The organism is Thalassospira sp. MIT121401 (assembly GCF_047125595.1).
GTDB lineage: Bacteria > Pseudomonadota > Alphaproteobacteria > Rhodospirillales > Thalassospiraceae > Thalassospira > Thalassospira povalilytica.
On the sequence record NZ_CP138926.1, the window covers coordinates 51,894 to 67,620 of the forward strand.

Sequence of the window (15,727 nt, forward strand, 5' to 3'; positions counted from 1 at the left end):
TGGATCAGGCATCATCGTCATCAAGTGTGCCATCAATCACCGAGTAATCGGGTGGCGGTGCCTGACGGAATTTTTCCGGGTCCCCTTTGCGCTTGTCACGGGTCCGCGAAATCCAGCCACCATAATGGGCTTCGGGTTTCGGTTCGGTCGGCGCACCGGCACGCACCGGACGCGGCGCAAACCGGCCCAGACTGATCAGGCGGTCATACATCACGATATTTGCCGCAATCGCGACATTCACACAGAAGCTCATCGGGATCTTGATGATGAAATCGCATTTTTCCTGCATTTCATCGGACAGGTTACCGCGTTCCGGACCCAGGATATAGGCCGCCTGTGACGGATGCTTGAAGCTTGGCAGTTCGATCGCATCGGGGGTCAGTTCAATGCCGACCATCCGGCACCCTTGCGGCAGGAACAGGTTGTCATGATCCGGGAAATGGTAATAGGGCATCTGTTCGCCCGACTTTGATGTATCGGTGATGTTTGAACGTTCCTCGCGGAAGTCCGCATCAACCGTAAACGCAAAGCTTGCGCCAAAGGCATGGGCGGAACGAAACAGGGTGCCCACATTCAAAGGCTTGCTTGCCCCTTCAATTCCAATCCCGAAATAGCCGCGCATATCTTCCTCCGTGCCGCACGTCACGCCGCATTCGGGCCGGTGCGAAATCAACTCCATGACAAGACAAGGGGTCCATACCCCACCGGGGCTATACCCCCATGCGCCCGATAAGGCAAGCAAACCGCCCGATAAACCCGTCAATCGCCCGCGCTGTTTTCACCCGCCTTGCGGTTTTATGGAACAACACGCCCACAATTTCGTTCTTAAAGTCATACGGCATTTGCCACTATTACGAGCAACCCCGAAAGCAGGAGAACCCGATGAATTGGGATCAAATTGCTGGTCGCTGGAAACAGGTACGCGGTCACGTCAAACGCGAATGGGGCCGCCTGACCGAAGATGATGTCGACCGCGTTGATGGACAGCGTGAAAAACTGGTGGGCCTTATTCAGGAGGCCTATGGCATTGAACGTGAAGAAGCCGATCGTCAGATCCGCAACTGGTTCTCACGCCTTTAAACCGGTATTACGCCACACAGATTTATTCGCCCGCATGGATCGCTTCAGGCTTGATCCTTGCGGGCGAAACTGTTTTCTATGGGATTAATCATTAACGATCCCACCCAGGAATTTCATGCCCGTCAAATCCCCCTGTATCGGTGTTTGCGTCCTTGATGCCAAGGCTGGTTATTGCACCGGTTGCTTTCGCACCGGTGACGAGATCGGCGCATGGATGGGGCTGAGCGACGGCGAAAAAAAACGTGTCCTTGCCAAATCAAAGACACGGAAAAAGTCACATCAAAAAATCCGCCAAAAACAGACAGGCTCCTGATAAGAATCAAAACCTGTTTTTGATGTGTCCCTTGGACGTTCGGGCGCCCCTGCCATGTACGCGAAGACGGAAATCTGCGATAATTACACATCCGTTTCATGCGCAGTGACAAGGTAGATTTCCATGTCCCAGATCACACCACCGCCACCACCATCAGCCAGTGCATTGCGCCAGCTTTGCCGCATTGCTGATCAGGCGACATTGGCGACAATTGCCCACGATCATAAACAGGTCACTGACGGCTGGCCCGTGACCTCGATGGTTGTCCCGGTCATTGATATTGACGGAACGCCATTGCTGCTGATTTCTGATCTTGCCGATCACACGCGTCATATCCGCGCAGATAACCGGGTCTCACTGTTGTTTTCGCCCGCCCCACTTGCGCAATCGCAGCACCAGCAGACCGGCGCGATCCAGACAGACAGCGCGCGGCTGACACTTTTTGGCAAAGCTGTTGCTGATCCCGATCCCCATACCCGCGCGCGCTATTTGCGCGAACAGCCCGATGCCGGGCAGTATGCCGACTTTGCCGATTTCGCCTTTTACCGGATCGCGGTCGACGCAATTTATTGGGTCGGAGGATTTGGCAAACAGCGTCGCCTCAAAGGTGATCAGTTCATCGTTCCCGATTGTCATCCGCTCGTCACCGGTCATGACGGCATTGTCAGCCACATGAATGCCGACCATCTTGATGCCATTGCCGACATTGTTGCCCACTTCACGTTCCATGATCCCTCAATCGGCTGGAAAATGCATTCGATTGATTGTGACGGCATGGTTCTGGACTGTCACAAACCCGAACAGCCACCGATCAGAATCGACTTCGCACACACCATCCATTCACCGGGCGAAGCGCGCGATATTTTGGTCGAAATGTGCAAAAAATCGCGCGCATAAGTCGGACCATTTGTATTCCGAAAATTTATTGCTTCGACCCTGAACATGGAATTTTCGCAAACGCAAAAGTCGCTACGTTTTCCTAGGTATTAGGCAAAAGGACCGGTTGCTTTTAAGACACCTTTGTAACAATATGTCTCAACACAACGATTTCCCACAAATTGTTGTGTAAATTAGGATATTAACCCCCAGCTCTTTTAATTCCCACCAGGAGAGATTCGTGCTGCAATCAGGACCCGTTGTCAGCCGTGTAGGCCTTGAAACTCATGGCCTCAAAAACCTTGGCGCCGTTCACTGGAACCTCGACGCTGCCGGCCTTTACGAACATGCGATCCGTCGCAATGAAGGCAAGATCGCCAAGGGTGGTGCATTTGTCGCACTGACCGGCGAACATACCGGCCGTTCCCCACAGGACCGTTTCGTTGTCGAAGAAGAAAGCACCAAGGCAGATATCGATTGGGGCGATGTAAACCGCCCGGTCAGCCCGGAAGTATTTGAGCGCCTCTATCAGAAAGTGCGCGCATATTTCCAGGGCACCGAACTGTTCGTCCAGGATTGCTATGCCGGTTCTGATCCGCGTTTCCGTCTTCCGGTTCGTGTGATCAACGAAAATGCATGGCACAACCTTTTTGCGCGCAACATGTTCATCCAGCCGCAGAAAGAAGAACTTCGCGATTTCGCACCGGAATTCACCATCCTTCATGCTCCGGGCCTTCAGGCAGATCCGGAAGTCGATGGCACCCGTTCCGAAGTTTTCGTGATGGTCAGCTTCGAACGCAAAATGGTCATCATCGGCGGCACCTGGTATGCCGGCGAAATGAAGAAATCGATCTTCTCGGTTCTCAACCACATCCTTCCGGCCAAGGGCGTCATGCCGATGCATTGCTCGGCCAACATGGGCAAAGACGGCGACACCGCCATCTTCTTTGGCCTGTCGGGCACCGGCAAAACCACGCTTTCGGCGGATGCGTCGCGCACCCTGATCGGTGATGACGAACATGGCTGGGGCGAAGACGGTGTCTTCAACTTCGAAGGCGGTTGCTATGCAAAGGTGATCAAGCTTTCGCGTGAAGCGGAACCGGAAATCTTTGCCACCACCGAGCGTTTCGGTACCGTTCTTGAAAACGTTGTGATGAACAAGCAATCGCGCGAGCTTGACCTCGACGATGCCCGTCACACCGAAAATACCCGTTCTTCCTATCCGATCGAATTCATTCCGAATGCCTCGGAAACCGGTCGTGGTGGTCATCCGAAAAACATCATCATGCTGACCTGTGATGCGTTTGGCGTTCTGCCGCCGATCGCAAAGCTGACCTCGGCACAGGCGATGTATCACTTCCTGTCAGGTTACACCGCCAAGGTTGCCGGCACCGAAAAAGGTGTCAAGGAACCGACCGCGGCGTTTTCCGCATGCTTTGGCGCACCGTTCATGCCGCGTCATCCGTCCGTTTATGCCAAGCTGCTTGGTGAACTGATGGAAAAACACGAAGCCAATTGCTGGCTCGTCAATACCGGCTGGTCCGGTGGCGGCTATGGCGTTGGTTCGCGCATGAAGATCGGTTACACCCGTGGCCTTCTGAATGCGGCCCTGAATGGCGAATTGGAAAATGCCGAATTTGCGACCGATCCGTATTTCGGTCTGGCATATCCGACCGCATGTGGCGATATCCCGGCAGAAGTTCTGAACCCGCGTGAAAGCTGGAGCGACAAGGCAGCCTACGACAAGGCCGCTGCCAACCTGACCGGTCTGTTCGAAAAGAACTTTGCGAAGTTCGAAGAACATGTCACCGACGATGTCCGCGAAGCCGCAATCCGCAGCAGCGCAGAAGTCAAAGCAGCCGAATAATCCGCTGTCGACATATTGCAAAAAGGCCGGTCTTTGCACCGGCCTTTTTCATTTCCGTGCCGATCTGCCATGTTGATTTCCAGATTGATTTGACCTGCCTGATCTAACGCAATTCCTGCCGACAAGAGAAATAATACATTGCGCCCAAAGCGTGATATCATCTTGAACTTGTTTAAGAATGGCAGATCTTTGAAACCGGAATCTACATGCGCATAGCAGCATATTTTCCCAAGAATTTACGTCACCGGATCACTGATTGTGCCACCGGCAAGGACCGGCTTAAAAATTGGATCAATGCGATCACCGCACTTTTTGCCGTGACCCTGATATCGATCAGCACCATTGCATCTGCGCAAAACACGCTAATCCCCCCGGCAGGCAACCACGAAACCATCACCCTTGCCTGCAATCCGTTCCCACCGGCCAAAATCGCCGACAAGGCAACCGAACCCGGCTATGACGTTGAAATTCTTCGGGCCGCGTTTGCCACACGCAACATCACGTTGCTGACGCCATTTTACCCCTGGAAACGCGCCTATTTCCTTGCCAGAACGGGGCAGGTCGACGGACTGTGTTCTTGCAGCTACCTGCCGGAACGCGAAGCGGACTTTCTGTTTTCCGATATCCTTGGCCATGTACGCGTTGCCATCTATTCCACCCGTGACGAGGTTCTTGGGTCTGTTGAAACCCTTGCCGATGCGCGCGACATGACCGTCGGGGTGGTGAACGGCTATAACCTAGAAACGGCGGCACGCAAGGCCGGCCTTGATATCATCATGGCCAACAGCGAAACCACACTGGTCAATCTTTTGCTGTCCAAGCGACTGGACGCCGCCCTGTCATTTCGGGCCCCAATGGATTATGTGCTCAATGTCGGTAAAAGTGGTGCGACAGGTATCGACAAAATCAAAAGCAAAGTCCTGTCAAACGATCCGTATTATTCCTGCATCTCGCGTACAACCGAACATGCCAGTCTGCTTTTGGCCCAACTTAACGTCGGGCTTTCCACAATCCGCAAAAATGGCCTGTATGACAAAATCCTCGCGAAATACGGGATATTGTCCGAAGCATCGCAGTAAAATCGACATTCGATCCGAAATTCCGTGCAAGAATCCGAAATCCCCAATTAACGCAAATATTCAAACAACGACATGTCGGTGATCTGTGCTGTGATCGAATAGGATGCTTCAAGCTGGATCGAAAGCGTTTCAAGCGTCACCACGGCTACCGCCAGATCAACATCGGCCAGATTGGAAACCGTTCCCTCGGCCGCCAGTTGAAAATCGGTATGCATATCGACCACCGCTTCAAGCTGGTCCTGGGTGTAGGACACCTGATTTTGCAGTTCTGACAAACCGGCTGCTGCCGATTCAATCAGTTCCATCGCCTCGGTCAGGGCGGCTTCATCCACCGGATCGGTGCTGGCATTCGCCGCAAGGTTCAAGGCCCTCAATGCCTGTTCGAACGCATCTTCCTGTGCGGTAATCCCGTATTCGATTGTCGTGCCGTCCGCGACCTTGGCCGATGCAATATCACTGTTACCGGAATAATAGCTCAGATCTGTGGTCGACGGGCTGGTAATCACCGCATAATCGGCGGTATCTACCGAAACCGGTGCCGTATCGGATGCCGACCCGGCATAGATATAACGACCTTCATATTGGGTGTTCAAAAGCGACGCAAATGTCTCAAGTGCGGCACCGGCGGACTCATTGATCCCGTATGCTTTGTCTGTCCCGGTACTCAATGCACCCGACAAATCCGACGTCATTTCAGTCAAAAGATCGACCATGTCATTTAATGTCGAATAATAGACTTCAACACGTGTCTGGATTTCCTCGGCAATGTCGGCATAGGCCGCGGCCTCGGAAATTTCCGCACTCAGGGTCGCAATCACATAGGCATTATCCGCAACCCCGGCATAGGAATCCGATTTGACCCCCGAACTGGATTGTTCGGTGGCCTCGGCCAGCTGCGACTGTACCGACCGGATCTGGCTTAGCATATTCTGTTGCATTGCGGCTGTGGAAACGCGCATTTTCTGATCCCTTAACTGACCGCCTCAAGCAATGTGTCCATAAGCGACTGGGTAATTTCCAAAATCGCCGCGGCGGCCTCATATGCACTTTGAAGATTGCTAAGTGTCAGTGCCTCTTCATCGGTGTTGACGCCGTACTGGTTGGAAAAACTTTCCACCAGCTCCTCATAGGCACTGCTCGCAACACTGGCCTCGGTCTCGGCACTTGATGCCTGTTGGGCGACATCTGACAGGATTTCAGCCGCATAATCTGACAATGTTGTTTTGGTCGAGCCAAGATTACCTGCGGCGTCAAAACTGATATTATCGTCAAAAAGGTCGGCCAGTGCTTCGGCAACATCGGAACTGCCCGATGAAATGACACTGTCACCGACTGCCAGTGTCGCATCGTCCGATCCCGACCCCACCGGCAGCCTGCTGGTATCGTCAAGCCAGGCCGAGTTGACCGAAATATTGCCTGCATCGGTTCCGGTGAACATGTCGTTCAGTCCGAAATAATCCGAAAATCCCTGATCTTCGGCACCGACACTGGCATCCATATTGATAATCGAAACACCGTAATCATCATCCGATGCCGTGATCTCAAGGGTCCCGTCACTGCCGACCGACGCATCCAGATAGGTCGAACTATTGATCGCATCGACCAGATCCTGAACTGTTGTAATTGTGCTCAGATCAATCTCGATGATTTCAACGGCATTGCCGTCCTCGTCGGTTGCCGCCAGGCGTACCGTACCGGTTCCCGAAAACGCATCGGTCAGATCAACCTCTTCTGATCCGACCAGTTCGCTTGGGGCGGGATATGCTGTGCCAAGATTGGTAACCGCGTTGATGCTGTCCATCAATGTGGTCGCAAGATTATCAAGCTCTTTCTGAATGTCAGGAAGCGTTTCATCACGCAACTCGATCAGACCGCCCAGACTGCCGCCTGAAATGCTGTCGGTGATCGAATTGCCATTTACCGTGATGTCGGCAAATGTCGTGTCCGAGGTCACGGTTCCGACCGCGTTATAGGACAGCTCCTGAACCTGACTGCCAACCACGAGCGTCCCGCCGATATAGATCTGGGTCGTGTTTGATGAGTCGGTGTAGTAGCTGATATCGACCAGTTCCGATAGCTCGTTGATGGCCTGCGCGCGGGCATCTTCGAGTTCGCTGGTGGTCAGCGTGGTGCCGTCGGTTCCACTGAGCTGATTGTTATAGGCATGAATTTCATTCAACAGATCATTGATCTGATCGACAGTGTCTTCAATCGACTGGTCGGCACTCGCACGCTGATCCTGCACGGACTGTGAAAGATTGTTCAGCTCGTCTGCGATTGCATTGGCTTCGCTGAGCGTGGTTGATTTCTCGGACTGGCTGTCGGCACTGACGGCCAATGCCGCAATTGCGGTTTCAAGATCAGCAATCAGGGTCGAAATCGACCCGTCATCGCCGACATCCCCGAACTGGCTCGCCACCATATTAAGCGGATCTGAAAAAACCGATGCATAGCCGCTTTCAGATGCCGCTTCGCTGATCGATTTCAAAAGGTAACTGTCCACGGTCGATCCGACCGATGTCACTGTGACACCCGTTGATGCACCGGTCGTCACACTGCTGGAAAGGCTCAGTGACTTGGCTGTGTATCCTTCGACCGACGCATTGGCGATATTTTCCGAAGACACACTGATCCCGGCCTGACTGGTTTGCAGGGCACTAAGCGCGGCTGATTGTGCGGCACGGATCGACATGGCTGTGACCTATCGGATCTGATCGGTTGATAAAAAGATCGAAAATGATGACTTACATTTTCATGCTGAAGATTTTCTGGGTTGCCTTGCCCTGCAGGTCCCCCTGCTGGTCATAGGATGTTGCCCCGTCCCCGGCCGTCGCCGCCCAGCCCGCACGAATGCGTTTCAGACACGCTTCGCGCTTTGCCTTAAGGCGGATGTTATTGCGATTGAGCTTTTCGCGAAGGACTTTGACCATTTCAAAATCAACGATCACCCCGGCATGCGGCTGGCCTGCCTTGGCGGTGCGCTGGCTGGCAAGTTCGCTGTGCAATTCTTCTTCAAGAAGGGTCTTTTCGGCCGTGATATCAGGCAAAAGATTATATTGCGCCTGATCAAGGATCCGCCATTCCACATCCAGAAGATCGCCAAGGCGGGTCATAATACTGGTGATCTTGTCATCATCCTTTGGCATCGACAGATCGCCAGCCGGGTTTGCGTTAAGTACGGTCATCTCGGCCTCGCCTTAGTTCACGGAAGAAATCAGGGTGTCATACATGTCGCTGGTGGTCGAAATGACCTGGGCGGCGGCCGAATAGGCCTGCTGTGCGACAATCATCTTGGAAAACTGGGATGTCGTATCAACCGTCGAACTTTCCAGCGAATAGTCCGCAATCGTTCCGGTACCGCCATCGCCCGGCGTCTTGAGAACATAAGTCCCCGACGTATTGCTTTCCTTGTAAACGGTGTCGCTATAAGCCGTCAGACCGTCTGCATTGGCGAAGTCGGCCAGCACAATCTGATAGACCGGTTCGCTGACACCATTGTCATACGTCACCGACACCACACCATCGTCAGAGATCGAGATTTCGGAAATCTCGGAATAGTTCGATCCGTTCTGATCGACGGAATAAAGCGTCATGTCGCCGTCTTCATCATCCGACGCATATTGCTGCAAACCATCATTTTTGCCGGCTGTGCCCATGTCGGTAACGATGGTGCTGTCAGACGCACCGGTCGTCCAGCCGGTCACGGTCAGTGTGGCGCTGTCGGTCACATCGTTGCCACCGCCATCTTCGATCGATTCCAGTTCACCATCGGAATTGAACGTAATGGTCAGCGGCCCGCCAGACGTGGTGCCCGTAACCGTGGTTCCATCTGACGTCAGTACCGGATCGGAATAATCAAGTTCCCACTCGTTCGCGGCAGTCTTTGTATATTCATAGGTAATGGTGTGGCTGGTACCCAGACTGTCAAAGACCTCAACATCGATCGAGAAACTGTCACCGACTTCCGCATCCGCAGGCAGGTTGGCAACAATTGATGTTTCTGTCGTGGCCTCTGCCGTGCCGGTCAGGTTTTCAAGATTGATGGTGGTCAGGGCAGAAGTACTGGTCGGCACCGTCCCCGATGCGGGCTCGCCATCGGAATTGAGCGCATACCCCATCAGGTAATAGCCCGAGCTATTCACAAGATCGCCGTTTGAGTCCGCGGAAAAATCACCGGCACGGGTGTAATAGGTATCCCCGTTACCATCGGTCACGACAAAGAAGCCGTCACCCGAAATCGCAAGACTGGTTGCAGTGGAATCCGATTCAATCAAGCCCTGCGACGAAACATTGGTCAGGGTCGTGGTCGTTACACCGTTGGAATACCCCTGGGTGGTCGATCCCGGTGTCGTCACCAGCGATGAAAATGACGCGCTGCTGTCTTTGTACCCGACAGTTTCACTGTTTGAGATATTGCCAGAAATGATGCCAAGCGATGTCGATTGTGCATTCAGACCTAAAACGGCGGAATTCAGGGCGCTATTGAGGCTCATGGTTTTGATCCTTTGTTTCAGGAAACTGTTTGCGTGCCCTGCACATCCGAGATCGAAACATCGACCCCGTTTACATACAGAACGGCTTCGTCACCGGTCAGGTCGAGTGCCGACACCACACCGGTCATAAGGATTTCGGAATCAACGGAATTGCCATTGGAATCAACAGCACTGACCGACAGGGTGTAGGTCCCCGATGTCAGCGTTGCGCCATCATCGGTGGTGCCATCCCAGATGAAGTTGTTGCTGCCTTCAGATCCGGTTTCGGTCGTTTCATAGACAACATTGCCGTCTTCGTCGGTCACGGTGACCGTGACACTTTGGGCATCATCTTCAAGGACGTAGTACCATTCGGCTTCGCCATCCTCGAGCGGGGCGGTATCGCCAATGGCAACAACATCGGTTCCGAGATAGGCCTGCGCCGCGCTGTCATCGACAACCCCCTGAAGTGCCGTCAGCGATTCAGAAAGATTGGAAAGAAGCGCGTTATTCTGTTCAGCCAGTTCAAGCTGTTCGAATGTCGCAAGCTGATCTGTGATATCCGACACGTCTTCCGGGTCGGTAGGGTCCTGATTCTGCAACGTCGTCAGCAGCAAGGTCATATAGGTTTCATACGTCGAGTCATCGCTCGTCGTCGTGCTGGACGTGCTGCTGCCCGACGATGACGTCGAGGAAGTCAGGCTGTCATATGTCAGGCCACTGAGAAAACTCATTACCAACTCCGGGCAAGAACAGTTTAAGGCGTCTATGTTCATTGCACGGGGGGTGGCGCGAAAACTGGCGCAGAAAGTTTCCGTTTTGACGAAATAAAAAAAGGGATGCGATCGCATCCCTTGATTTTTACCGGTATTCTATTGCCGTCTTGGTGGCGGCGGCAATTCGCCAGGACCCATCAAAATCATTTGCCGACGATCTTTGGGTGACAGCTTGATCGCCGCATTGGCCATATGACCAAGGATCGCGCTCAAATCATCGCCAATCGCCTCGCGCAACCCTGCATAGGCTTCCCTGATCTCGGCTTCGGTGGCATCGGGACGATCGAGCGTCTCGCGCAGTTCCACCGTCAAAAGGAACGGGCTTGGCCGGCCTTTGATGTTGTTGATCACACCATCAAATTCAGCATCGAAAATAACCTTGCCTTCCGGGCTAAGCCGACTGCGCACATTCTTGAGCATACGTACACCGGGCGGCTCATTTTCAAAGGCCGGCGGGGGCGGTGGTGGCATGAAGAAATGAAACATCGAAAACCCGCTAACCAGGTTTCCGGCAAGCGCACCAGCCAAAAACAGATTGATCGCCAGTGACGCCCACATCACTTTGCGCATGGATGACACGCGGCGGAATGCAAAGCTCATTGCGGCTGCACTCCTTGTGCTTGATCGGATTTTGTCATTTCCGGCTTTTGAAGGTCATCGGGGTTGGTCATCTGATCAATCACATAAAGATGGTTTTCCAGAAGATCGATCATCTCGATCTCGTCGGCCTGTGCGGTGACCTGATGACCTTCCTGTACGGTCATCGCGACCCCGAATGCAAATCCGGCCAGCACACAGACAACCATCCCGACACCCGAAAACACACCACGCCCCAATTGATAAAGCGTACCCTTGGCCCGGCCGCCATAATGCGCACCGTCACCTGTGATCGCCTGATTAACCGGCGATGTTGCGGACTTGGCGGGATAGGTTTTGCGCGCCGGGCTTTCTCCGGTGGGCGCGGCACTTGCCGCACTCAGATGGGCGCGCGAACGCGGGCGATCATCAATTGTCGCAAAGGATTGGGCGGGATCGGTTTCCGAATTGTCGCGAGCATCGCTACTTTGGGCTTCTTGGGCCTCAATGGCGGCAAAAATATCGTCAATGGCCTTGTGTTTGCCCAGCGGCAACGGATCATCAGACAGCAAATCTTCGACAGAGCGCAGCGATTTCAGCATTTCTGCCGCTTGCGCATCCTGTGCGATCAGAACGTTTGCTTCACGACGCAACGCGTCTGGCCAGGACGCCAAATCCCAACCGTACTGATCCAGTAATTCTTCGAAACGCTCGATTTTCACAGCACACCGCTTTTTCATAGGACGAACTTACCTGTTCGAACAGAACGTAAAACTAATCGTATATCAGATCGTTTTCAACTCTTCACGTAAACGCTTGCGCGCCCGTTTCAACAGAGATTCCATAGCATTGACCGAGACCCCCATAATTGACGCGGCTTCCTGATTGGATAATTCACGGTCGTAAAACAAATTAATGGCAATTTGTTGTTGGTCGGACAATTTCTTGATTGCAAGTCGCAGACGCTTGAATTCCTGATGCTGGGCAAGCCGGTCAACCGCCGACATGGCTTCATCGGGCACCTCGTCAAGTTCGGCACCATCGACAAACTGGGGTTTGCGCTTGATGTCGATAACCCGGTTCACCGCAACCCGGTAAAGCCAGGTCTTGAAAGTCGCCCCGCCATCGGCCCGCCACTTTTCCCGGTGCAGCCAGACACGTACAAAGACATCCTGTGCCACATCTTCGGCGTCTCCGCCGGTCAGGCCCATGCGACGCGCGATGCCTACAATCCCGCGGTAATACCGTTCGACCACCACGCGATAGGCCCGCTTGTCGCCCTGAACCATACGGGCAACAAGACTGTTGTCATCAAGTTCGGACAGAACCTCACTGACAGCTGGAATGTCTGACGTATCAGAGCTTGTCGGCACTGCTCCGCGAAGACCTACACTCAAATGTCCCTCACAACACTGTTCCGATCATCGTCTGCCCTGATTGGGCCTGAACAGTCCTACTTGGATCGACTTTCGAGAATTTTTCCCATTCGCGCGCAAGCTCTTGCAGGTTGCGGTCAACGACCTCGTAACGTTCCTCCATGGAAGCGTCCCTGCGATTACGTGCGAGCAATTTAATCATTCTTGCGTAAAAGGCAAAGAGATCTCGTGACAGTTCCGGTGCACTTTTTGGCGCGATACACGCCTGAAGCGCCTTGAGCCGGGTCACCACCACCGCCTTTTCGCGGCCTTCAAGATCAAACTTCTTTTCGCTGCGATATTGCGCGGCCAGACGCAAATGCTGACGGGTGCGCGTAATGGCAATCGCCATCATTGCCACCGGTGACGTCGTGCGCAACGCGTTGTTATACTGGGCACTTGCACCGGCATAACGATATGCCTGCTGCGCGGCTGTTGCACTGTTATTAGTCATCATCACCCCACAAGGCATCAAGTTGTTCACGCAAAAGCTGCAACTGATAAAGCTCTGCTTCGATTGCGGAATATCGTTCGGTCAGTTTGGCGGCATATTCTTCGGCATCGGCGGTAATGTCTTCGACTTCTTCTTCAAGATCATCCACCTGCTCTTCAAGCCGTTCCAGGCGATTGGCAATCAGGCCATCGGAACTGTTGGTATATTTGTCGAGCGAATTGGTCAGGTCATAGGCAAGGCCGCTGGTGATCGACACCTCGACACTTTGCGAACTGTCTCCGCCAAAGAACAGCGTGACACCCTCATAGACACCACCTTCGACCCCGACCAGTTTGTTGCCATTGATGGTAAACAGACTGTCATCACCATTCACACTGGCGGACGTGATATTGCCATCGGCGTCGGTAACAATATCGACCGTAAAGGTCCCGGTGTATGATCCGTCAGCTTCCGACACCAGAAGGTCGTCAGAATCCGTTGACCCGGAATAGGAAAACAGATCGGCCACCGCGTCAAAGTCCGACACCAGCGCTTCTTCAAGCACTTCTGAATCAATGACCAGATAGTTGCTGTCATCAAGCGTGATGCCGATTGACGCCAATGACGCATATGTATCGCTGTCACTGGTAAAGGACAGGGCATCATAAACGGTCGAGGAAACCGAACTCAGAAGACTGTCACCAAACAGAACCGCATCCTCGTCTGCACCTTCGCCGGCCTCATAGGCCTGGTTGGTAATGACAAAGCTGCGCAGCTCGTTATAGGCATCGACAAAGGCCTCGATGGCGCTATAGGCAGAGCTGGCGTCTTCTTCGATTTCAAGCGTGATTTCCGTGCCTTCTTCCTCGGCATAGAGATAAAGCGTCACACCATCAATCACATCATCAACCGTGTTGCTGCTGCGTGTGACTTCAACGCCATCAATCGAAAAGATCGCCTGATCGGCTTCCACCAGTTCGTTGGCATAGGACCCGTCCGCCACCAAAAGCCCAAGTGACTGCGCGATGGTTGTATCGGCACCATCGCTGTCAAATGTGATTTCCTGTCCGGTATCAACTGCTGACAGAACCAGCATGAATTCATCATCAGAAATCTGCAAAACGCTTGCACTGACACCGGTTGTCGATTTCTGGTCATTGATGGCATCGGCAATATCATCAAGCGACATATCGGCAGTAATTTCGATATCGACCGCCTCGTAATCGTCACCGGCGACAAGACTGATTGTCCCGGTAAGCGACATCGCCGTCGTACTGTCGGTTGTCGTATCCCCGCCCAGTTTGTGCGCGGTGGCAAGTTGTGTGATTTCAAGTGTATAGGTGCCGGTTTCAGCCGTATCGTCAACCAGTACACCGACAACATCGGATGCATCGGTATTGGCATCCGACGATGAAAGATAGGCCGACTTTCCGACCCAGACATCATCACGCGAACTGTCAAGTTCGGTTGCCGCTGTCAGATCCTCGGCAGCATCTTCAAGCGCCTCAAGCAAGGTCTGAAGGTCTTCAAAGGCGGCAATCTCAAGTTCGACTTCATCGATTTCGGCCTCGACATTGTCGGCGACCTCCATCTTGGCGTCATAGGCATCCTGAACCAGCTCGGCAGTATCAAGATCGGTCAGGCCTGAAACATAGGATGAAGAGGCATAACTCGACGACGATGCAGAATTGATGGTCGACATGTGCTCCTCCCTTTCTCATCCGTTAAAAAATTCAGGGCCATCCGGGGGCTCTCAAACACCGGATGGCCCTGTCACGAGTTAGCTCAGCAGTCGCGAGAGCTTCTCGAGATTCTCATTGGAAACTGACAAGGCCTGAATGGCAGAATCCATCTTCACGCCCAGTTCGGTCTGATCCGCACTGAGCTGCGCGATATCGGCGTCCATATAGACGCTCATTGCTGATTCAAGGTTGGTTTTCGCGGTTTCGATGTTGCCTGCGGCATAATCGAAACGCGACATCATCGCACCGACGGATGCACGGCCTGCCGAAACGGTTTCAATTGCCGTCTCGATCAGGGTCAAAGCAGCAGCAGCAGTGGTCGAAGTCGTGACATCAGCCGCGGCAATACCAAGACCGGTTGAGTCATAATCGGTGCCGATCGTGACCGAAATGGCCGTTGCTGACGCGTCTGCGGAAACCGTGAAGTTTTCGTCATACGTCCCGTCAAGCAGCGAGGTATCAAAATAGGTCGTTGATTCAACAATGGAATCAACCTGGCTGATCAGTTCCTGGAATTCATCATCCAGATATGCACGTTCGGTATCGGTCACCGAACCGGACGATGCCTGGGATGCCAGTTCATACATACGTTCAAGGATGTCGGCGATTTCAGAAAGGCCGCCATCTGCAGTTTCAAGAATGGCTGTTGCAACCTCGGCATTGTCACCGGCCTGTTCCCAGGCCGCATAATCAACCGACATTGCGGTATACACAGCAAGACCTGCTGCATCATCAGATGCCGAGTTGATTGCCTTGCCGCTCGACATTGCTGTCAGAACAGAAGTCATCTCGTCGGTGGTCTTGTTCAGGTTCGACACCGCAAGGGTGGCCGACATGTTCGTGTTAATACTCGCCATTGCGCTTCTCCTATTTGGATGTGTTTTGGCCTACCTGCCAACGCGACCCACTTCGGGCCGATATAGGTGTCCACGCAGCGGCGCGAAAAAACTGGCGCGCCAAATGACGATTTTTTCGATTTATTTTTCAAACATCCGCCAAGCCGCCAGAACCCTGGGGAAATCGCGCACAAAAAAGAAAAAGGCAGCCATGAAAAGCTGCCTTCAGAGAGTGTCGGGGGTGTTGTTAATCCTGACCCGT

General features: G+C 53.3%; 17 protein-coding genes. 5 read left to right on the forward strand and 12 right to left on the reverse strand.

Annotated features, from left to right (window positions below):
• Positions 1-4 precede the first annotated feature (4 nt).
• The gene (locus SIB88_RS00235) at positions 5-622 is read right to left on the reverse strand and encodes an RNA methyltransferase (protein ID WP_114112395.1); all 618 of its coding nucleotides are present in this window, start codon (positions 620-622) and stop codon (positions 5-7) included.
• Positions 623-882: 260 nt separating this feature from the next.
• On the opposite strand from SIB88_RS00235, the gene SIB88_RS00240 reads away from it, so the two are divergent.
• The 5 genes from SIB88_RS00240 (at position 883) to SIB88_RS00260 (ending at position 5,215) form a co-directional block, all read left to right on the forward strand.
• Entirely contained in the window at positions 883-1,080 is a 198-nt protein-coding gene (locus SIB88_RS00240; RefSeq protein ID WP_101246965.1) for a CsbD family protein, read from the forward strand.
• Positions 1,081-1,195: 115 nt separating this feature from the next.
• Positions 1,196-1,393 (forward strand): DUF1289 domain-containing protein, encoded by a 198-nt coding sequence (locus tag SIB88_RS00245; protein WP_412559038.1) that lies wholly within the window; start codon positions 1,196-1,198, stop codon positions 1,391-1,393.
• Between the two features lie 123 nt (positions 1,394-1,516).
• Entirely contained in the window at positions 1,517-2,290 is a 774-nt protein-coding gene (locus SIB88_RS00250) for a HugZ family protein (RefSeq protein WP_412559039.1), read from the forward strand.
• 220 nt (positions 2,291-2,510) lie between these two features.
• Positions 2,511-4,136, forward strand: a complete 1,626-nt coding sequence (locus SIB88_RS00255; protein ID WP_068517805.1) for a phosphoenolpyruvate carboxykinase — start codon at positions 2,511-2,513, stop codon at positions 4,134-4,136.
• A 206-nt stretch (positions 4,137-4,342) separates the two neighbouring features.
• Positions 4,343-5,215: a substrate-binding periplasmic protein gene (locus SIB88_RS00260; protein ID WP_412559040.1), complete on the forward strand. Its 873-nt coding sequence runs from the start codon at positions 4,343-4,345 to the stop codon at positions 5,213-5,215.
• Between the two features lie 47 nt (positions 5,216-5,262).
• Here SIB88_RS00260 and SIB88_RS00265 read toward each other — a convergent pair whose 3' ends face one another.
• The 11 genes from SIB88_RS00265 to SIB88_RS00315 all read right to left on the reverse strand — a co-directional run bounded on the left by SIB88_RS00265 (position 5,263) and on the right by SIB88_RS00315 (position 15,486).
• A complete protein-coding gene (locus SIB88_RS00265) occupies positions 5,263-6,174 on the reverse strand; it encodes a flagellin (RefSeq protein ID WP_412559041.1) in 912 nt (303 codons plus the stop codon).
• A gap of 11 nt (positions 6,175-6,185) precedes the next feature.
• Positions 6,186-7,907, reverse strand: coding sequence for a flagellar hook-associated protein FlgK (gene flgK, locus SIB88_RS00270; protein ID WP_114112311.1), 1,722 nt, complete (start codon positions 7,905-7,907; stop codon positions 6,186-6,188).
• A gap of 52 nt (positions 7,908-7,959) precedes the next feature.
• On the reverse strand, positions 7,960-8,400 hold the full coding sequence (locus tag SIB88_RS00275) for a hypothetical protein (RefSeq protein WP_114112310.1): 441 nt from the start codon (positions 8,398-8,400) through the stop codon (positions 7,960-7,962).
• A 12-nt stretch (positions 8,401-8,412) separates the two neighbouring features.
• Positions 8,413-9,708: a flagellar hook protein FlgE gene (flgE, locus tag SIB88_RS00280; RefSeq protein ID WP_287464762.1), complete on the reverse strand. Its 1,296-nt coding sequence runs from the start codon at positions 9,706-9,708 to the stop codon at positions 8,413-8,415.
• Positions 9,709-9,725: 17 nt separating this feature from the next.
• Positions 9,726-10,421, reverse strand: a complete 696-nt coding sequence (locus SIB88_RS00285) for a flagellar hook assembly protein FlgD (RefSeq protein ID WP_206926308.1) — start codon at positions 10,419-10,421, stop codon at positions 9,726-9,728.
• 138 nt (positions 10,422-10,559) lie between these two features.
• Positions 10,560-11,063: a hypothetical protein gene (locus tag SIB88_RS00290; protein ID WP_412559042.1), complete on the reverse strand. Its 504-nt coding sequence runs from the start codon at positions 11,061-11,063 to the stop codon at positions 10,560-10,562.
• Positions 11,060-11,761 carry a hypothetical protein gene (locus SIB88_RS00295; protein ID WP_412559043.1) on the reverse strand — a complete coding sequence of 234 codons (702 nt, stop codon included), beginning with the start codon at positions 11,759-11,761 and terminating at the stop codon, positions 11,060-11,062. Before SIB88_RS00295 ends, SIB88_RS00290 begins: the two co-directional genes overlap by 4 nt.
• A gap of 63 nt (positions 11,762-11,824) precedes the next feature.
• Entirely contained in the window at positions 11,825-12,436 is a 612-nt protein-coding gene (locus SIB88_RS00300; RefSeq protein WP_170310199.1) for a sigma-70 family RNA polymerase sigma factor, read from the reverse strand.
• A 7-nt stretch (positions 12,437-12,443) separates the two neighbouring features.
• Complete coding sequence (locus SIB88_RS00305; protein WP_170310198.1) at positions 12,444-12,908, reverse strand: flagellar protein FliS; 465 nt, start codon at positions 12,906-12,908, stop codon at positions 12,444-12,446.
• Entirely contained in the window at positions 12,901-14,589 is a 1,689-nt protein-coding gene (fliD, locus tag SIB88_RS00310; protein ID WP_412559044.1) for a flagellar filament capping protein FliD, read from the reverse strand. Before fliD ends, SIB88_RS00305 begins: the two co-directional genes overlap by 8 nt.
• Positions 14,590-14,667: 78 nt before the next feature.
• The gene (locus tag SIB88_RS00315; protein ID WP_101246952.1) at positions 14,668-15,486 is read right to left on the reverse strand and encodes a flagellin; all 819 of its coding nucleotides are present in this window, start codon (positions 15,484-15,486) and stop codon (positions 14,668-14,670) included.
• Positions 15,487-15,727 lie beyond the last annotated feature (241 nt).